The sequence below is a fragment of the Novosphingobium sp. genome (assembly GCF_030696665.1).
Taxonomy (GTDB): domain Bacteria; phylum Pseudomonadota; class Alphaproteobacteria; order Sphingomonadales; family Sphingomonadaceae; genus Novosphingobium.
Window position 1 is genome coordinate 92433 of record NZ_JAUYRV010000010.1, and the last position, 17024, is coordinate 109456.

Genomic DNA, 17024 nt, shown 5'->3' on the forward strand with positions numbered 1-17024 from the left:
GCTTTGCTCAAAATCGAAAAGTCTCCAGCTCGGCTTGACACGGTGGCGATTCGCGGCGCATCATTTAAGGGTATTAAATAGAGGCTGAAAGCCCACTTGGAGAGGATCGGGAAAATGATCACCCGGCTTGATGTGCCAATGGCAATCATCGGCGAAGGACCTGTCTGGGATGTGGTCGAACAGGCGCTGTACTGGATCGACATTCTGGGGCGGCAAGTGTTTCGCCATGACCCGGAGGCGCATGAAACGCGGCACTGGGCCTTGCCCGACATTGTCGGATCGATGGCCTTGCGCGCAGGCGGCGGAGCGATCGTGGCGCTGGGTGACGGGGTTTACACGCTGGACTTTGACAGCGGTGATTGCACCTTGCTGGCGACCAGCCCGCATCTAAGCGATGAGGTCCAACTGGCCGATGGCAAAGTCGATCGCCGTGGCCGCTTTATCGTCGGTTCAAGCGATCGCGGGATGAAGGAAGCGCGCGGCAAGCTGTTCGCGCTCGACCCCGGAGCCCGCGAATTGCGCGTGATCGACGACGACATCTTCCTGGCAAACGGCCCTTGCTGGTCGCCCGACGACGCGACGTTCTACCACGCCGATTCCATCCGCAAGACGATCTTTGCCTATGACTACGATATCGACACGGGGACAGTCGCCCATCGCCGCGCTTTTGCCAGTACCGAGGATCTCGGCGGCATTCCCGATGGCGCCACGGTCGATACCGAAGGCCATATCTGGAGCGCGATCTGCGAAGGCGGCAAGATCGTCCGGTTCCGCCCCGATGGCAGCGTAGAACGCATAATCGAGTTTCCGCAAAATCTGCCCGGTAGCGTGATGTTCGGCGGCCCGGCACTTGACCGGTTATTCGTGCCCACGCTCAGCCCAGCATTCCTGGGGCGAGAGGCTGATCCGCAGGACGGTGCGATGTTCGTCATCGATGGACTTGGTGTGACCGGCTTGCCCGAGCCGAGGTTCGGCGCATGAAGGGACCGATGCCACTGCTGCTGGTACTGGTGTTTCTCAACATCGCCGGTTTCAGCCTGATCCTGCCGCTGCTGCCGTTTTATGGGTCGCTGTTCGGAGCATCCTCGTTCGGGGTGGCGTGCCTGTTTGCGGCCTATTCGCTGGGCAACGTGTTCGGCGAGATCTTCTGGGGGCGCCAGTCGGACCGCATCGGGCGCAAGCCGGTGTTGATCATTACCACCGCCGCCGCCGCGCTGACCTATGTGGCGTTTGCCTATGCACCGAGCCTTGGCGTCGCCATCGCCATCCGCATCGTCAGCGGCTTTTTCAGCGGCACGCTCGGCGTGGTACAGGGGGTGATCGCCGACATCACGCCGCCGCAGGAGCGGGCGCGCAGCATGGGCTATTTCGGCGCAGCATTTAACCTGGGGTTTGCCACAGGTCCGGCGATTGGCGGGTTGCTGGCGGTGCCGGAATTGGGCGCGGCCGGGTTCCACCCGCCGATTTATGCTGCAGCCTTGCTGGCCGCAGGTGCTTCCGCATGGGCTCTGCTCGCTTTGCCCGAAACACGGCCCACGGACGGGCAGGCGCGACCTGCGCCGCGCTATCGTGAGGCGTGGATCTTTGTCGGCAGCCATTCGCTTTTGCTGCGGCTGTTCCTGATCGCCTTTTTCGGCATCGCTGCCTTCTCCTCGATGGAGGCGATCTTCGGCCTGTGGACCGAGCGCAATTTTGCGTGGAGCGCGCATGAGGTGGGGCTGACGTTCATCGCGGTGGGCGCGGCGGGCCTGTTCGTGCAGGCGTTTCTGATCGGTCCGCTGGTCAAACGCTTCGGCGAAGCGTGGATCATCGTTGGTGGCCTGACCGTGCTGATCATCGCCATTTTGTTGCAGCCGATCATCAAGCTGCCAGCCGCGTCTGTTGTGCTGATGTCGCTGTTGATGATGGGGCATAGCCTTGCGTTTCCCAATGCGGGGGCACTCGTTTCGCGCGGCACACCGCCCGAACGGCAGGGCAGCGTCATGGGGCTATTGATGGCGTCCAACGCGCTTGCCCGCATTGTTGCGCCGCCCTTTTTTGGATGGACGTTCGGCCAGAATGCCGACGCGCCCTATTATGTCTGCGCGGCCATGATCATGCTGATGTTGCCGGTTGCGCTGTCGGTGGTGCGAACGCGCCAGAGGGAGGCATTGGCATGAACTCGATCAACCCCGCAGCATGGCGCGCATTTGCCGCAGCCATCGGCAAAGATCAGGTGATGATCACCGAAGAAGATCGCAATGCCTATGCCGACCATTTCGCGGCCGACGAATCCAAGCACGAACCTGCTGGCGCCCTTGCCCCGGCCAGTGCCGAAGAAGTGCGTGAAATCGTGCGGATTGCCAACCAGTACCGCGTGCCGCTGTGGCCGATCAGTCGGGGCAAAAACTTCGGCTATGGCGGATCTGCGCCGGTCACGCGCGGCGCGGTGGTGCTCGATTTGTCGCGCATGAAAAAGATCGAGGTCGATGCCGCAACCGGAACCGTGCTGGTCGAGCCGGGCGTCGGGTTTTTCGACCTTTATGACCATTTGCAGTCCAAGGGCATTCCGTTGTGGCTTTCGGTGCCGGGCAATAGCTGGGGCTCGGTTGCCGGCAACGCGCTCGACCGTGGCGTGGGTTATACGTCCTACGGCGATCACGCCTCGCGCATCTGCGGGCTTGAAGTGGTGCTGCCCGATGGTGATCTGGTGCGCACGGGGATGGGCGCAATGGACGGCTCGCCCAACTGGACGCTCTATCGCAACGGCTTTGGTCCCGGTTGGGACACGATGTTTTGCCAATCCAACCTCGGCATCGTGACCAAACTTGGTCTGTGGTTGATGCCCGAGCCGGAGGCGGTGGCGGGCTATGACTATGAATTCGACAAGCCCGAAGATCTCGGCTGGGCGATCGACACGCTGATGCCGCTGCGCCGCGATGGGCTGATCCAGCAATCGCCGAGCATCGGCAACTGGCTGCGATCGGCGGCGGTGATGACCACGCGCGAACAGTGGACCAAAGACGACGGCCCGCTGGACGACAAGGTCGTGGCTGCCATCCGGGATCGGTTCAAGATCGGCTGGTGGAGCGTTCAGGTGCGGTTCTACGGCCATCTCGATGTGGTCGAGGCGTCGATGCGGGTGCTCGACCGGGCGTTCGACAAGAAGCCGATCCAGTCGAAAAAGCCTGCGTTGTGGAAGCGCGGCGATCCGCCCGAGGGGTCTCCGGTCACGGGCGTTCCGGTCAGCTTTCCGCTGGCCAATGCCAACTGGCACGGCGGGCGCGGCGGCCATGTCGGCTATTCGCCGGTCCTGCCGCCGAGCGGCGATCTGGCAATGGACCAGTTCAAGCGCACTTATGCGCTCTATCAGCAATACGGCATGGATTATCACGCCAGCTTCGCGATGGGCGAACGCAGCCTGACGAACGTCAACCAGATCCTCTACAACAAGGATGATCCCGCGATGATGGGCCGGGTGGATAGCATGTTCCGCGCACTGGTCGCCGATGCCAGCGCGCATCGCTACGGCGAATATCGCACGCATATCGACTACATGGACCTTGTTGCCGATTGCTATGACTTCAACGACCATGCGCTGCGCCGGTTGAATACGCGGGTGAAGGACGCGCTCGATCCCAACGGCATTATCGCGCCGGGCAAAAGCGGTATCTGGCCCAAGGGGAAGCGGCCATGAAGCGGGCCAGCTTGATCATCGCCGGGCTTGCTCTTTGCGCTGCAGCCGTTGGTGCGCAGCCGCCGCCTGCTAAGGACAATGGCGCGCAAGTGGTCAATCCGTTTCGCGGCGTGATGCAGGACCGTTCGTCGCATTCGCCCGATGAGGCGCTGTTCGTCGAAAAATGCGGCATGTGCCACCGCCAGATGGGGATGGGCACGGTCTTGCTGGCGCGGCGCATGGACCCGGCCATTGCGCGTCTGGAACAGCGCGACGACTTGACGACGGACTATGTCAAACTCGCGGCTCGGCAGGGCATCGGCAATATGCCGCGCATCAATCGGGGCGAGGTAAGCGACGTTCAGCTTGACCGGATCGCCGCCTATCTGGCCAAGGGGAAAGTGCCATGAAGGCCGCGCTGACACGCCGATCGTTTGTCATGGCAGCCACCTCGGCGACGGCACTGGCCGCCGGGAGCGGGGTGACGGCGATGGCGCAGGCAAAGTCCTTCGCCGCGCCTCTAGCCTTGCTCGACGCCCGGCTCGCGAAGTCTTCGCCAGATGGCGGCATCCTGCTGGGTGACCTAGTCCGGCAATGGCAAAACGGCCTGCGCGAAAGTGTGGCGGTTAGCGGAGCAGTCGCACTCGTGCGCTGGGATATGGCGCTGATGCTGCGCCAGTTGGGCCGTGAGGCGCAACTGTCGATCAAAGTTACGCCGCGCGGGGGCGATATGTTCGGCGTGAATCTTTCAGCGCGCTCTACGCCGCAACTATCAACCTCAAAACCCAAGGACGCATCATGCAACGAAAAGTAGCTCTTCTTGGTGCCACCGGCTTTGTCGGCGGCCACATTCTGACTGAAGCCCTGTCTCGGCCCGAACTTGATATCACGGCGGTCGTGCGCAATCCGGCTGCGCTGGCAGCGCATGACCATCTGACCACCACGGCTGGCGACGTGTTTGACGTTCCTGCGCTGACCGAAGCGTTGCGCGGCCATGATACGGTCATTCATGCCTTCCACCCCGGCCGCACTTCCAGCCCGGATGAAGTCTATGACCAAAGCGTCGCGGGTCATGAGGCGATCATTGCCGCCACCCGTGCGGCGGGCGTACCGCGCCTTGTCTGCGTTGGCGGGGCAGCCAGTTTGATGACGCCCGAGGGCAAGGAATATATTGATTCCTCGCATTGGGACAAAGAGTTCGACCCCTACCGCAATTCGATTTTGGGGACGCGCGCGCTCTATTACATGCTCAAGGATGTGACCGATCTCGACTGGGTGTTTCTGGCCCCGTCAGCATGGCTCCGCCCCGGCGAGCGCACTGGCGTTTTCCGCACGAGCGCCAACGACATGCTGTTTGCCGCCGACGGCACCAGCCGCATCTCGCTCGAAGACTATTCAATGGTGCTCATCGACGAGGTTGTGACACCTGCGCATCACCGCGAACGCTTTACCGTGGGGTATTGATCATGAAAGCTATGCTGATTCACTTTGATATCACACCGGGCAAACAAGCGGACTTCGAGGCTGCGACGACGCAGCACGTCCACAATATCCGCGAACGCGATCCCAGCTATTCGCTGTATAATCTGACCCGCGATCGCGATTGCGACACGCGCTATGTGTCGATGCAACTGTTCGAAAGCTGGGAAACCCAGCTTGCACATCAGACCTATGATTATGTGTTGGAAATGATGCCCGCGATGAGCGCGTGCCTTTCGGGACCGCCCACCGTCGAATGGCTGGAAGTCGTCGCCTGATGGCTCGTTTTGCCGGCAAAGTGGTGCTGGTAACGGGCGCGGCGGGCGGCATCGGCCTTGCTGCTGCGCAAGCCTTTGCAGCAGAAGGCGCGCAAGTCGTGCTGGCTGACCGCAATATTGCCTTGGCCGAACAGGGCGCAAAGGCCATTTCGGAAAGCGGCGGCATCGCCAGCGCGGTGTTTGTAGATGTGTCCGACCCGGCATCGTGTCAGGCGATGGTCGATCACGCGCTGGCGACATATGGCGCGGTGCATATCGCGTTCAACAACGCCGGAATGCCATCGGCCATCGGCGGGGCGTTTGAGGATTTCTCGGTCGAGAACTGGGACACCTTGCTCGCCACGAACTTAAGCGGCGTATTCTACGCGATGAAGGCGCAAGTGCCCGCGCTCAAGGCTTCTGGCGGTACCGCCATCGTCAACACCGCTTCCATCGCCGCGCTGATCGCCGCGCCGGGGATGGCTGCCTATGTCGCCAGCAAGCACGGTGTTGCCGGGCTGACCAAGGCGGCGGCGCTCGATCTGATCGGGCACGGCATCCGGGTGAATGCGATCTGCCCGGGATTTGTCGATACGCCGATGCTGGCAGGCGCGTTGGCCCAGCCCGGCGCGCGTGAGGCGATGAACGCGCAAGCGCCCATCGGCCGCATCGCTTCGCCACAAGAGGTTGCGCAAACCGCACTGTTCCTCTGCTCTGACGCGGCCAGCTACATGGTTGGCGCCTTGCTCAGCGTGGATGGCGGCGTGGTGGTTCAATGAGGACAACGACACATGCATAACATCGTCATCAGCGGTGCCTCGGGCGATTTGGGGCGACGGATTACCGCCATCCTGCTCGACCAGATCGCGCCTGCCAATCTGGCATTGGTCACCCGGACGCCTGAAAAACTGGCCGACAGGGCGCAACTCGGCGTTGCTGTCCACGCTGGCGATTACAACGATCCGGCGGCACTGGAAGCGGCTTATGCCGGGTCCGACACGTTGATGCTGATCAGCGGGTTGGCGGTGACAAAGCGGGTGCCTGAACATCGCAATGCGATCAATGCCGCCAAAAGGGCCGGCATCAAGCATATCGTCTACACCTCGGTTGCGGGCATCCATCCGCGCAATCCCACGCTGTCGGCGACCGATCATATCGTCACCGAAGGGGACTTGCGCGATTCAGGGTTGGGCTACACCGTCCTGCGCAACGCCACATATGCCGAGGTTTTCCCTACGATTGCCTCGCAGCCAGCGCTGCGGACCGGCAAATGGATTCAGGCGGCGGGGGAAGGTCTGATGGCGCCTGTTTCCAAGCGCGACATCGCCTTGTGCGCCGCCACGTGCCTGATGCACCCGGACCTGCACAACGGCGCGACGTATGAGATCAGCGGAACCGAACTGTTCGGCTTTCGCGACATCGCGGCGCTGACAGCCGAAATCTATAATGTGCCGATCGAATATGTGCCGGTGACGACGGAAGAGCGGTATGCGCAGTTCGATGCGATGGGGGTGCCCCGCACCTATTCCGAAAGCATGGACGCGCACCCAGATACCCATCTGTGGGCCAGCGATGAAATGGTGACCGCCGACATCGCGTGGAGCATGGGTTTTCACGCCATTCTGTCGCACCACGTCAAGTTCATCACGGGCAAAGACCCCTACACGCTGCGCGAAGTTTTCGAGTTCTGCAAAGGCCGTAGCTATGACGATTGCTGAGCCAAAGCGCGCAGGTTTGCGTCCCGCACTCGACCTGAAGACCTTGGCCAACACCGGGCGTCCGCTGGTGCTGCCCGGCGCGCACGACGCGCTGAGCGCGCGCATGATCGAGGCTGCAGGGTTCTCCGCATATGGCGTGGGCGGCTCCGCCTTGGCGGCGGTCCAGCTGGCGTTGCCGGATGCGGGCCTGCAAAGCTTTGGTGAATATCGCGATGCGGTGGGTCGCATCATGGAAGGCTCGCAATTGCCGGTCATGGTCGATGGCGAAAACGGCTTCGGCGATGCCAAGGCGGTCACGCGCACGGTGCGCAGCTTTGAAAAGCTTGGCGTTGCAGCGATTGCCTTTGAAGATCTCGTGCTGCCGCCCCGGCTGGACCGCCCGCCCGCCGTTTCGACCCGGGAAGAGATTCAGGGTAAATTGAGGGCCGCACTCGCAGCACGCAGCAGCGACGATTTCCTGATCGTCGGGCGCAGCGATGCGGCTTATGCGGTCGATCTGGACGAGGCGATTGCGCGGGCGGTGTCCTATCAAGACATCGGCGTAGATGCGGTCATCGTCCCCGGTCTCGCCAATGCCGACGCCTTCAAGCGCCTGCGCGATGCGGTGCGCGTTCCCATCATGGCGGTCGTCGTGTCCGGCACGCCGTGGTTTGCGCCATCGCTGGACGAGCTTGCGCAGATCGGGATCGAGGTTGCCATCTACCCCGCCGCAATCCTGTGGCGCGTCGTCATAGCCATGCAACAGGGGCTGGACGCCATTCGCCACGATAATGGCGCAGCGCCTGCCGATTTCGATCCCAGGGTCATCGGCCAGTACCTGAAAACCGCCGAATGGACCGAAGTGGACCGCCATTTTGCCTGATGATCGCGCAAGGATTGTCCTGTGAACCCAGACTACATCGTAATCGGCGCAGGGTCGGCAGGCTGCGTCCTTGCCAACCGGTTGAGCGGGGCAGGCGGCGGCAAGGTCCTGCTTCTGGAAGCGGGCGGGACGACCCGCAGCATTTTGTACCGGATGCCGCTGGCTGCAACGAAATTGTGGTTCAACCCGAAGACCAGTTGGGGCTTGTGGAGCGAACCCGAGCCCGGTCTGGACGGACGCAAGATCCCCGTCCCGCGCGGCAAGGGGCTGGGTGGCAGCTCTGCGATCAACGGCACGATCTACAATCGCGGTAGCCCGCACGATTACGATCAATGGCGCGACCTTGGCCTTGAAGGCTGGGACTACGCTGCCTTGCTGCCCTATTTCAAGAAGATCGAAAACCATTGGCGCGGCGTCGATGCCGTCCATGGCGGCAGTGGCGAAGTAGCCGTCTCCCCGGTCGCCAGCCGCAGCCCCTTCACCCCGGTCTTTCTGGAAACCGCCCGGCAGATGGGCTGGCCGGTTACCGAAGACTTTCTTGCGAATGATGGCGAAGGCGTTGGCCTGTCGGACCTGAACGTGGATCGTCGCGGCCGCCGGGTGAGCGCCGCCGATGCTTTCCTGCGGCCCATTTCCAGCCGGCCGACCCTGACGATTGAAACCAGCGCGCAGGTCCAACGGATCATCGTCGAAAACGGCCGCGCTACGGGCGTGGAATATCTCCGCAACGGCCAGCGCAAGCGGGTTCACGCCGGGCGCGAGGTTATCCTTGCGGCAGGCGCGATCGCATCACCCCAGATCCTGCTGCTTTCGGGGATCGGTCCGGCAGACGAGCTGCGCGCAATCGGCATCGAACCGGTGCTGGACCTGGCTAGCGTCGGCCGTAATCTCAACGATCAACCCGGCGGTAGTTTTGAATTCACCGTGAAACAGCCGCTCAGCTTTGTCCGCAATCTTCGCGCCGATCGGTTCGGACTTTCGCTAGTGCAATGGGCACTGGGGTTGGGCGGTATTGCTGCAGGGCCACCGATTGTGGCTATGGGTTCGGTCAGGACCAACACTACGGATCGGTCGCCGGACCTGCGCTTGAATCTCGCGGCTGCAACCATGCTTTCGAAAGTCTGGTATCCCGGCATCACCAAACCCGGTCCGCACAAGCTGATGATGAGTTTCGGGCTGGCGCACCCGGAAAGCCGTGGCAGCGTCACGCTGGCGTCGGCCGATCCCGCCGCGCCGCCGCGCATCTGCTACAACTTGCTCACCGCCCCGAACGACATGGCGCGGATGAAGGCCTATTACCGCCTGCTCACCGGCATGATCAAGCAGCCCGCCTTTGCCGATGTAGCGGGGGAAATCACGCGTCCCGCCACTGCCCCGGCCGACGATGCGGCGCTGGAGACTTATCTGAAATCAGTCGCTGGAACCACGTCTCACCCGATGGGCTCGTGCAAGATGGGCATCGATGCCGCGGCTGTCGTCGATGGCGAATGCAAGGTGCGCGGCATTGCAAATCTGCGCGTGGTCGATGCTTCGATCTTCCCGACACAGATTTCGGGCAATCCCCATGCAGCGATCATGGCAGTGGGCGACAAGGTTTCGGACATGATCCTTGGGCGCGCGGCCTTGTAGTGAACGACATTGCGTTAGATCGCGAGCCGGTGGATAGGGCGCCGATGGAGAAAAAGCCGACCCTCGATACTGCCGCCATTCGCGAGGCAGGCCTTGCCATCCTTCAGGCGGAGGGCTTCGAAACCCTGAGCCTGCGCAAGATTGCCGATGTGTTCGGCGTGCAGACTCCAGCGCTCTACTGGTACGTGAAAAACCGCGCGGAGCTCTATGGCCTCATGGCGGAAGCCTTGCTGCGCGAAGTTCTGGCCGAGGTCGACTTCACCCTGCAGGGCCGCGAATGGCTGGTTGATCTTGGCAGGGCGTTGCGCCGAAGCCACCTGCAAAGGCGCGATTCTGCACGTCTGATCGCCTATGTCGCGCCGACCGAGGCAATGGCAAACGAACTGGCCGAACTGATCGACGCGCATCTGGTGGCAGGCGGCATGACGGCGGCCGAGGCCCGCCTGGCCCAATCGACGATCAATTCCTTTACGCTGGGCTGGTCGTTGTTCGAGGGCAACCGTCGGCTCGACACGATCATGGTCGGCAGCGCAGATCCCGAACTGGCGTTCGATTCTGCGCTCAATGCAGTGGCGCGGGGTCTGTCGAATATCCGGACCGCTTAGCCATTACAGGAAATTGTTGGGCCAGATCATGGTCCGCCACATGTGCGCGACCGGCGATCCGTCGAACCCCAGTCCCTCGTCCGGCTCGCGGAAATTCCGTCCGATGATGTCTGTGAAGATTTCCGGATCGACCGGCGGCAGATCGTCGAAGAAATAGATGTCGTACTTGGTGACCAGACGCGCTGACATGTACCAGCGGTGATTGCGGGCAAATTGCGCGTCCCGACGAATATATTCGGGCGGCTGGTAATCGGGTCCGAAGAAGCTGTCATAGCTTGCAGGATAGGCATAATCTGCCTCTGCATCCGCGAAATAGCGCAGGCATTGGTGGTATTTTACCGCAAATGCGACTTCCTCGTCGACATAAGGGGCAATCATCTGTGCACCCCAATAGCCGTGATCCGATCGGATCAGGCAGCCATTGGACATATCGTGGAGCAGGACCGCCAACACGATCTTTTCGTCCATGCCGGCCGCCAGTGCGCGTTCCGCGCTGGTCAGCAAGTGCCGGATCGTGATGTCGTTAAAGCGAAAGCGGAAGAAATCGAGCAGGCGCGGCTTGTCCGGCATTCGGGGAAGTGCCGGGTTGTCGCCCATCATGAACACCGTCTTGGGGTTCAGGCGCCGCAGCATTTCCGGCTCGGGATCGCTTTCGCCAAGCCCGATCCGGCCCACCGGCGCGTTCAGGATCATCCGTTCACGGCCCGCCTGCGGAAGCGGTTTTTCTTCATGCATCCGGGGATACTCCTGCGGCAAAGCGGCGGGCGATGGCGGAACACACCATCAACTGCATCTGGTGAAAGATCATGATCGGCAGAAGTATCAGGCCGAGGTCGGGTCCGCTGAACAGTACCCGCGCCATCGGCACGCCTTGCACCAGCGACTTCTTGGTACCGCAAAACACAATGGCAATGCGGTCCTCGCGGTTGAATCCAAGCGCCCGGGCCAGACCATAGGTAAACGACAAGGCTACGGTCAGGATAACGGCACAAAGCGCGCCCAGCTTGAGCAGGTCGCCCAGTGGCAGTCGGTGCCAGATGCCTTCCAGCACGGCCGCCGAAAACGCGGCGTAGACTGCGACCAGGATCGTGCCGCGATCGGTCAGCGCGATGAGTGCCTTGTGGCGCGCCACCCAGTCCGCAATCCACGGACGCGCAAGATGTCCGGCGATGAACGGAACGAAGATTTCAAGCGCGATCTTGCCCACTGCGGATGGGGATACCTGCCCGCCGTTAACGCCCGCCAGCAAGCTGAAGATCGCCGGCGCAAGGAAAATGCCCAGAAGCTGCGATACCGATGCTGCAGCAACCGCAGCCGCCACGTTGCCACGCGCGATCGAGGTCAGCGCGATCGACGACTGCACGGTCGATGGAAGTGCAGCGAGGAAGAAAATACCGGTCCACAAAGCTGGTGAGAACGCGCCTGCCAGTGCCTTTGACAATGCCAGCGCAAGCAGCGGGAACAGCACGAACGTGCTCGCCAGGATCACCAGATGCAGGCGCCAGTGCGCGATGCCCTCGGCGATCGAGGCACGCGACAATTTTGCTCCGACGAAAAAGAAGAGCATCACGACCATTGCGATCGAAAGCGCGGCCACCCCTTGCGCGGCAAGGCCGGTCGCCGGCAGTACCGTTGCCAAGATGACGGCGGCGACGAGCGCAACGATAAACGGATCGGGCAAAAGCCGTCGAAGCATGCAGAACTCCAGAACCAGTCGATGCTTGATTTATCAGGAATTCATGGGCATTTCTGACCTTATATGACGCCAAAATCGTCGAATAAGGTCACATCGCGTCCAGATCAGCCGGATCGCGCTGAAATGATGCTTCGGCAATCGCGTCTTGCCTGCCACGGCACAAATCGATGGTCCCGGTGTCCACCATCGTCAGATCCCTGCCTCTACGATCATGCGCGCCGCCCACACTTCCCTATTATCGTTCGCACCAGATCACCCGCTTACGCCAACGATTTCCTGCCGTTTCGGTCGAATATATCGTATAAGTCGTCATCACGTGACTGCCTGTAGTGAAGGATTGCGACTTCATGACCTTTTCGAATTCAGACAAGAAAATCCTCAGCATCCTTCAGGCCGACGGTCGAATGCCGAATGTGGCCCTTGCCGAGCAGATCGGCATGTCGCCCAGTCCGTGCTTGCGTCGCCTCAAGCAACTGGAGGACAGTGGCGTCATTGCCCGATATGCAGCAATCCTGGATCGCGAGAAACTGGGTCTTGGCATCATGGCTTTTGTCGAGGTCAAGGTCCCCCAGATCAACGAAGCGTCGATTGTCGATCTGTTCAAGGATGCGGTGCGGCGCGAACCGTCGATCATCGGATGCTATCTTACAGCGGGACAGTTCGATTTCCTGTTGACCGTGGTGGCGCAGGACATGACGGCTTATTCTGCGCTCGCCCAGAACGTATTGCTGCGCCTTCCGGGGGTGCAGGATATGCGATCCAGTTTCGTACTCGAAGCAATCAAGGACACTACCAGTTTGCCAATTTCCTGAAGGCTGCTGCCAGCCGGTCACATTCAGAAATGCTGCGGGTCATTTTCTCACAATTGTTACCTTTTCCGCGTAAATCTGTGCGTATTTAGGTTGGAAATGACCTGGGTCGTATGTTATACATCATAACCAGAGCATGCCGGTGCGTGGCGCCGAAAAAATGCTCGGTAAAACAGGGAGGGATGTGGATATGCCAAGCTACAGGTCGAGGAATCTCACGCGTGCCGCTTTGAGCGCGGGTCTTTCAATCGTTGCGCTCTCGACATCGGCGTTTGCGCAAGATGCTGCGCAGCAAATGTCTGCAGAAGATACACAGGGCGTAGCCGAAATCGTGGTTACGGCGCAGTTTCGCGAGCAAAAGCTCCAGGACACACCGATCGCGATTACCGCAGTCGATGCCGAGATGCTTGAAGCGCGCAGCCAGTCGAGCCTGACCGAAGTTGCCAACCAGGCACCGAGCGTTGTGCTGCGTCCGACGACCGCTGCTTTTGGTCCATCGATCTCGGCGACGATCCGCGGCATGGGGCAGATCGATTTCAACCCCGCGCTCGAGCCGGGCGTCGGCCTTTATATCGATGACGTCTATTATCCGCGCCTGACCGGTGCGAACTTCGACCTGCTTGACGTCGAGCGCATCGAAGTGTTGCGCGGGCCGCAGGGTACGCTGACCGGCCGCAATTCCGAAGGCGGAGCGATCAGGTTCATCTCGCGTCGTCCCACCGGTGAAGGCGGCGGCTATGTCTCGGCGACATACGGCAGCCGCAACCGCATTAACCTGCGTGCAAGCGCGGATTTCAAGCTCGCCGAGGGTCTGTTCGGTCGCTTGTCCGGCACATTCGCCGACCAGGAAGGCTACGTAAAGAACATCGATTACGGTTGCGCCAACCCGACCAGCGGCGTCCCGACGCGTGCCGGCGGAACCAATTGCGTCGTCAGCAAGCAGGGCGATGTCGGCTACAAGGCGTTGCGCGGCCTCTTGCGCTACAATCCGTCCGATGCGGTCGATATCATGGTCAGCGGTGACTATAACCGCGATAGCCGCAACAATTCGGCCGAAGTGCTGCTGTATGGTGATAACAGCAATCCCAACGTGCAGACCAGCAACGGGGTGCCGTACGACTCACGCTTCATCTGCGGCAACTTCTGCAACTATGCCACGACCGGTTCGACGGCCGGGACGTTCGTTGCCGGTGCCATTCCGCCGCTGCAGGGCCTGCCCCTGCCGGCAGTCAGCAGCGACGGCCGGACGGAATACAAAGGCTGGGGCTTTGCTCTTAACGCCGACTTCAAGCTGAACGACGATCTGCAAGTCCAGTCGATCACCGCCTATCGTGAATTCGACACGAGCTTCAGTTCGGATACCGATCTGTCGCCTGCCAACGTCGGTTTCGGAATCAGTGAACTCGACAGCTGGTTCGCCAGCCAGGAACTGCGCCTCAATGCCAAGATCGGCACGATCGCAGACCTGACATTGGGTGGCTACATCTCGGATGAAAAGACGACGTATTATACGTTGCAGGACATTCGCTATGTCGCGATCGCCTTGCCGACCGGCCCGCTGCCGCTGTTCCCGCTGCAGTTTATCGGCAACGACCCGGTCCGCTCGAAGTCAAAGGCTGCGTTCGCAACCGCGATCATTCACCCGACCGAGGCGCTCACGCTCACGCTGGGCGGTCGCTATACGCATGAATCCAAGGATTATACGTTCTTCCGCTTCAATCTGGATGGCAAGACGATCAACGGGTTCCTCGATCCGGTCGGGGCGGCCAATGGTATCGGTTATTCCGGTCCTAACGGAACGGCCTTGTCTGGTCGCACGGGCAGCTATTCGGGCAACAGGTTCGATTATCGCGCCAGCGTCGACTACCGCTTCTCGCCGCAAATTCTGGCCTATGGCACGGTATCGACCGGCTTCAAGGGTGGCGGCATCGCGCCGCGCCCCTTCAACGCCGCTCAGGCAGTGCCGTTCGGCCCGGAAAAGCTTACCGCGTTTGAACTTGGCCTCAAGACCGATCTCCTCGATCGCAAGGTCCGCTTCAACGTTTCGGCTTACTTCAACAAGTTCAAGGATGCGCAGCTGACCTTGCTCTCCTGCCCGCAGTTTGGTGGTCCCGGCCCCTGCGCTGTGCCGCAGAATGCTGGCGATGCCGACGTCAAGGGCATCGAGTTCGAACTCGCCATCCGTCCTGTCGAAGGGTTGCAGATCGATGCATCGGCCTCGTTCCTGGACTGGAAGTGGAAGTGCGTCGTACCGGCAGTCGTGAACCCGGCAGGCGCAACCACGGGCTGTTCGTCCGATCCGGCGCTCGTCAGCCAGCTTGTCGCGCCGCCGCGTGGTGTATCGAAATCGCAGTGGAGCATCGGTGCGCAGTATGAGGCGCAACTCGGCTCTGCAGGTTCACTCACGCCGCGCATCGACGTGTCGCGCCAGGGAGCGATCGCCGGAACGGCAACGATACCAGCGGCAGGTTCGCCATCGGCGCTGTTCTCGACTGCCGAGGCCTATACGCTCACCAATGCGCGCTTGACCTGGCGCAATGCCGACAGGGACATCGACATCTCGCTCGAAGTCACCAACCTGTTCAACGAATACTACTTCCTATCCAAGTTCGACCTGTCCGGTGCAGGAGCCGGCGTTATTTCAGGTCTGCCTGGAAGGCCGCGTGAGTGGGCGGTCTCGGTCAAGAAGAAGTTCTGATGTGAAGGGCGGGGGCGCCAATGCGCTCCCGCCCGACTTTTCTCGAAATGCACTCGATATGGCGTCGATAGACGAATGGACGAGCGTACGACCGGCCGGATTGAAAAATCACCTGGTGCTGCAGCTGGGCATTGCCGGTGCAACCTTGACAGCGCGATTGCAAAAGCAGCTTGCCGCACACCGGCTTACCCCGCGTGAGGCGATTGTGCTTTGGCTGGTCGATAGCCATCCCGGCGCAACGCAAGCGGAACTGGCTGCCTCGCTTGGCATCACTCCAGCAACGTTAAGCCAGTGTGCCAAGCGCCTGATCGCCCTGCGCTGGCTCGAACCGGTATTTGCCGTGGACGACAAACGCCGTCGGGGTATTTACCTTACTGCTGCCGGAGGAGTGGTCCTGAGCAAGGCCCTTACCGTGATTGACGCGCACGAAGCCGCAGTCCGGGCGCAACTTGGTGCCAGTTCAAGCCTGTTGATTTTGGACGGCTTGGCCTGTCTGCGCTGAAATCTCAACACAGGCCTCCGGAAGCGGGCGGCGGCGCCTGCTCCGATCGCCCGGCAAAGAGCGATGCTCCGGATTCCGGTCGGCGTGGGAGGCCGTCGCGGGCGGCCAGGCTTTTTGACCGTCGTTGTGTTCCGGCCTCCGACCGATAGTGATTGGCCAGATATTCTGCTGCAAGCCGCAGTTGTCGGTCGAAGACCGAGGTTTCGTTGATCAACATTACAACTTGCGGAGCCGGGAGGGCAAATGCCAGATCGAGCATGATCAGTCGGTGGGCGATCGTATCGGCGCGTCCGCTTTCAGCGAACATGCACGCAAAGCTGTGGGAACGGCTGACTGACGCCAGAATCTCGCTGTAATCATCGGTTTCGACGGCATGGCGTACGTCGCCTAGCTCGCAGGCCTTCAGCGATGCATCCGTCACATGACGCAACGGATGAGCGATGGTCAGCGTCGCATTCGAAAAATGGGCAAGGTCGGCGGCCGTAACGCCGCGCCTGCCGGCCAGCGGGTGCGATTGCGATACGAACACTGCCAGAGGTTCGTCGATGATGATGTCCTTGCGCACCACACCTTCATGGCTCTCCACATCGGCACTATCGGTAATGGTGATGGCGATGTCGAACTCACCGCTTGCGACCATTGCAGTGATCGCGCCGGATTCCCTGTCACATATATCCGTCGTGATGGTGCGATCGGAATAGCGTTTGCGCAATTCGGCGACACGGCCCAGCAGGTTGCGACTGACATAGGGTGCAAGGCCAATGCGCCAGTGGGACTTTGTCGAAAGCGGTAGCAGGTCGGCCTCGAGGTGATTGACGGCGGCGATTACGGCTCGCGCGCGTTCTGCTGCCAGTTCACCGGCAGGCGTAAGCAGAGGCGACCCGCCACGGCGACGGTGGAACAGAGATACGCGCAGGCGATCTTCCAGAGCACGTATATGTTCGCCCACCGCGACTGGCGAAAGGCCCAGTGCGGCAGCAGCCTTGCGGAAGCTGCTGTGTTCGATGACGAGCAGAAGTATTTCGAGCTGGCGCAAGGTTATGTGGCACTGCACCCGGATCGTCCCCTCAGGCGCCGGTCCGCTTCACATGCGGGCAGATCGCTCACGAAGCCT

Annotated in this window: 18 protein-coding genes; 15 read left to right on the forward strand and 3 right to left on the reverse strand. The window is 61.2% G+C overall.

What is annotated here, in order from left to right:
• The first annotated feature begins 114 nt into the window (after positions 1-114).
• The 12 genes from Q8R81_RS02170 to Q8R81_RS02225 are packed head-to-tail and all read left to right on the forward strand — an operon-like array spanning position 115 to position 10205.
• Complete coding sequence (locus Q8R81_RS02170; protein ID WP_305615727.1) at positions 115-981, forward strand: SMP-30/gluconolactonase/LRE family protein; 867 nt, start codon at positions 115-117, stop codon at positions 979-981.
• Positions 982-989: 8 nt separating this feature from the next.
• Positions 990-2159, forward strand: coding sequence for an MFS transporter (locus tag Q8R81_RS02175; RefSeq protein WP_305615728.1), 1170 nt, complete (start codon positions 990-992; stop codon positions 2157-2159).
• On the forward strand, positions 2156-3676 hold the full coding sequence (locus Q8R81_RS02180) for an FAD-binding oxidoreductase (protein ID WP_305615730.1): 1521 nt from the start codon (positions 2156-2158) through the stop codon (positions 3674-3676). Before Q8R81_RS02175 ends, Q8R81_RS02180 begins: the two co-directional genes overlap by 4 nt.
• Positions 3673-4065, forward strand: a complete 393-nt coding sequence (locus Q8R81_RS02185) for a cytochrome c (RefSeq protein WP_305615732.1) — start codon at positions 3673-3675, stop codon at positions 4063-4065. Before Q8R81_RS02180 ends, Q8R81_RS02185 begins: the two co-directional genes overlap by 4 nt.
• Before the next feature lie 29 nt (positions 4066-4094).
• Entirely contained in the window at positions 4095-4469 is a 375-nt protein-coding gene (locus Q8R81_RS02190; protein ID WP_305615734.1) for a hypothetical protein, read from the forward strand.
• The gene (locus Q8R81_RS02195; RefSeq protein ID WP_305615736.1) at positions 4454-5119 is read left to right on the forward strand and encodes an NAD(P)-dependent oxidoreductase; all 666 of its coding nucleotides are present in this window, start codon (positions 4454-4456) and stop codon (positions 5117-5119) included. Before Q8R81_RS02190 ends, Q8R81_RS02195 begins: the two co-directional genes overlap by 16 nt.
• Before the next feature lie 2 nt (positions 5120-5121).
• Positions 5122-5412, forward strand: coding sequence for a putative quinol monooxygenase (locus Q8R81_RS02200; protein ID WP_305615738.1), 291 nt, complete (start codon positions 5122-5124; stop codon positions 5410-5412).
• Entirely contained in the window at positions 5412-6170 is a 759-nt protein-coding gene (locus Q8R81_RS02205; RefSeq protein ID WP_305615740.1) for an SDR family NAD(P)-dependent oxidoreductase, read from the forward strand. The genes Q8R81_RS02200 and Q8R81_RS02205 overlap by 1 nt, the downstream gene beginning before the upstream one ends.
• Positions 6171-6182: 12 nt before the next feature.
• The gene (locus tag Q8R81_RS02210) at positions 6183-7109 is read left to right on the forward strand and encodes an SDR family oxidoreductase (RefSeq protein ID WP_305615741.1); all 927 of its coding nucleotides are present in this window, start codon (positions 6183-6185) and stop codon (positions 7107-7109) included.
• Positions 7096-7971, forward strand: coding sequence for an oxaloacetate decarboxylase (locus Q8R81_RS02215; protein ID WP_305615743.1), 876 nt, complete (start codon positions 7096-7098; stop codon positions 7969-7971). Before Q8R81_RS02210 ends, Q8R81_RS02215 begins: the two co-directional genes overlap by 14 nt.
• Before the next feature lie 21 nt (positions 7972-7992).
• Positions 7993-9600, forward strand: a complete 1608-nt coding sequence (locus Q8R81_RS02220; RefSeq protein WP_305615745.1) for a GMC family oxidoreductase — start codon at positions 7993-7995, stop codon at positions 9598-9600.
• Between the two features lie 44 nt (positions 9601-9644).
• A complete protein-coding gene (locus tag Q8R81_RS02225) occupies positions 9645-10205 on the forward strand; it encodes a TetR family transcriptional regulator (protein WP_305615747.1) in 561 nt (186 codons plus the stop codon).
• 3 nt (positions 10206-10208) lie between these two features.
• On the opposite strand, the gene Q8R81_RS02230 is transcribed toward Q8R81_RS02225, so the two are convergent.
• Positions 10209-10940 carry a hypothetical protein gene (locus Q8R81_RS02230; protein WP_305615748.1) on the reverse strand — a complete coding sequence of 244 codons (732 nt, stop codon included), beginning with the start codon at positions 10938-10940 and terminating at the stop codon, positions 10209-10211.
• A complete protein-coding gene (locus Q8R81_RS02235; protein WP_305615750.1) occupies positions 10933-11901 on the reverse strand; it encodes a bile acid:sodium symporter family protein in 969 nt (322 codons plus the stop codon). Before Q8R81_RS02235 ends, Q8R81_RS02230 begins: the two co-directional genes overlap by 8 nt.
• A gap of 347 nt (positions 11902-12248) precedes the next feature.
• Here Q8R81_RS02235 and Q8R81_RS02240 point away from each other — a divergent pair, with 347 nt between their 5' ends.
• The 3 genes from Q8R81_RS02240 to Q8R81_RS02250 all read left to right on the forward strand — a co-directional run bounded on the left by Q8R81_RS02240 (position 12249) and on the right by Q8R81_RS02250 (position 15910).
• The gene (locus Q8R81_RS02240) at positions 12249-12713 is read left to right on the forward strand and encodes an Lrp/AsnC family transcriptional regulator (protein WP_305615752.1); all 465 of its coding nucleotides are present in this window, start codon (positions 12249-12251) and stop codon (positions 12711-12713) included.
• A 292-nt stretch (positions 12714-13005) separates the two neighbouring features.
• Positions 13006-15408 carry a TonB-dependent receptor gene (locus Q8R81_RS02245; protein ID WP_305615754.1) on the forward strand — a complete coding sequence of 801 codons (2403 nt, stop codon included), beginning with the start codon at positions 13006-13008 and terminating at the stop codon, positions 15406-15408.
• 115 nt (positions 15409-15523) lie between these two features.
• Positions 15524-15910 carry a MarR family winged helix-turn-helix transcriptional regulator gene (locus Q8R81_RS02250; RefSeq protein WP_305615756.1) on the forward strand — a complete coding sequence of 129 codons (387 nt, stop codon included), beginning with the start codon at positions 15524-15526 and terminating at the stop codon, positions 15908-15910.
• 4 nt (positions 15911-15914) lie between these two features.
• Here the strand turns inward: Q8R81_RS02250 and Q8R81_RS02255 are convergent, their stop codons facing one another.
• Positions 15915-16946, reverse strand: a complete 1032-nt coding sequence (locus Q8R81_RS02255) for a LysR family transcriptional regulator (RefSeq protein ID WP_305615758.1) — start codon at positions 16944-16946, stop codon at positions 15915-15917.
• Positions 16947-17024 lie beyond the last annotated feature (78 nt).

Bases quoted from the DNA above. Each gene is read 5' to 3' on its own strand.
- Q8R81_RS02225 (WP_305615747.1), top strand. From the start codon at position 9,645: ATGGAGAAAAAGCCGACCCTCGATACTGCCGCCATTCGCGAGGCAGGC.
- Q8R81_RS02170 (WP_305615727.1), top strand. From the start codon at position 115: ATGATCACCCGGCTTGATGTGCCAATGGCAATCATCGGCGAAGGACCT.
- Q8R81_RS02245 (WP_305615754.1), top strand. From the start codon at position 13,006: ATGTCTGCAGAAGATACACAGGGCGTAGCCGAAATCGTGGTTACGGCG.
- Q8R81_RS02235 (WP_305615750.1), bottom strand. From the start codon at position 11,901: ATGCTTCGACGGCTTTTGCCCGATCCGTTTATCGTTGCGCTCGTCGCC.
- Q8R81_RS02205 (WP_305615740.1), top strand. From the start codon at position 5,412: ATGGCTCGTTTTGCCGGCAAAGTGGTGCTGGTAACGGGCGCGGCGGGC.
- Q8R81_RS02240 (WP_305615752.1), top strand. From the start codon at position 12,249: ATGACCTTTTCGAATTCAGACAAGAAAATCCTCAGCATCCTTCAGGCC.
- Q8R81_RS02180 (WP_305615730.1), top strand. From the start codon at position 2,156: ATGAACTCGATCAACCCCGCAGCATGGCGCGCATTTGCCGCAGCCATC.
- Q8R81_RS02200 (WP_305615738.1), top strand. From the start codon at position 5,122: ATGAAAGCTATGCTGATTCACTTTGATATCACACCGGGCAAACAAGCG.
- Q8R81_RS02185 (WP_305615732.1), top strand. From the start codon at position 3,673: ATGAAGCGGGCCAGCTTGATCATCGCCGGGCTTGCTCTTTGCGCTGCA.
- Q8R81_RS02210 (WP_305615741.1), top strand. From the start codon at position 6,183: ATGCATAACATCGTCATCAGCGGTGCCTCGGGCGATTTGGGGCGACGG.
- Q8R81_RS02195 (WP_305615736.1), top strand. From the start codon at position 4,454: ATGCAACGAAAAGTAGCTCTTCTTGGTGCCACCGGCTTTGTCGGCGGC.
- Q8R81_RS02175 (WP_305615728.1), top strand. From the start codon at position 990: ATGCCACTGCTGCTGGTACTGGTGTTTCTCAACATCGCCGGTTTCAGC.
- Q8R81_RS02190 (WP_305615734.1), top strand. From the start codon at position 4,095: ATGGCAGCCACCTCGGCGACGGCACTGGCCGCCGGGAGCGGGGTGACG.
- Q8R81_RS02230 (WP_305615748.1), bottom strand. From the start codon at position 10,940: ATGCATGAAGAAAAACCGCTTCCGCAGGCGGGCCGTGAACGGATGATC.
- Q8R81_RS02215 (WP_305615743.1), top strand. From the start codon at position 7,096: ATGACGATTGCTGAGCCAAAGCGCGCAGGTTTGCGTCCCGCACTCGAC.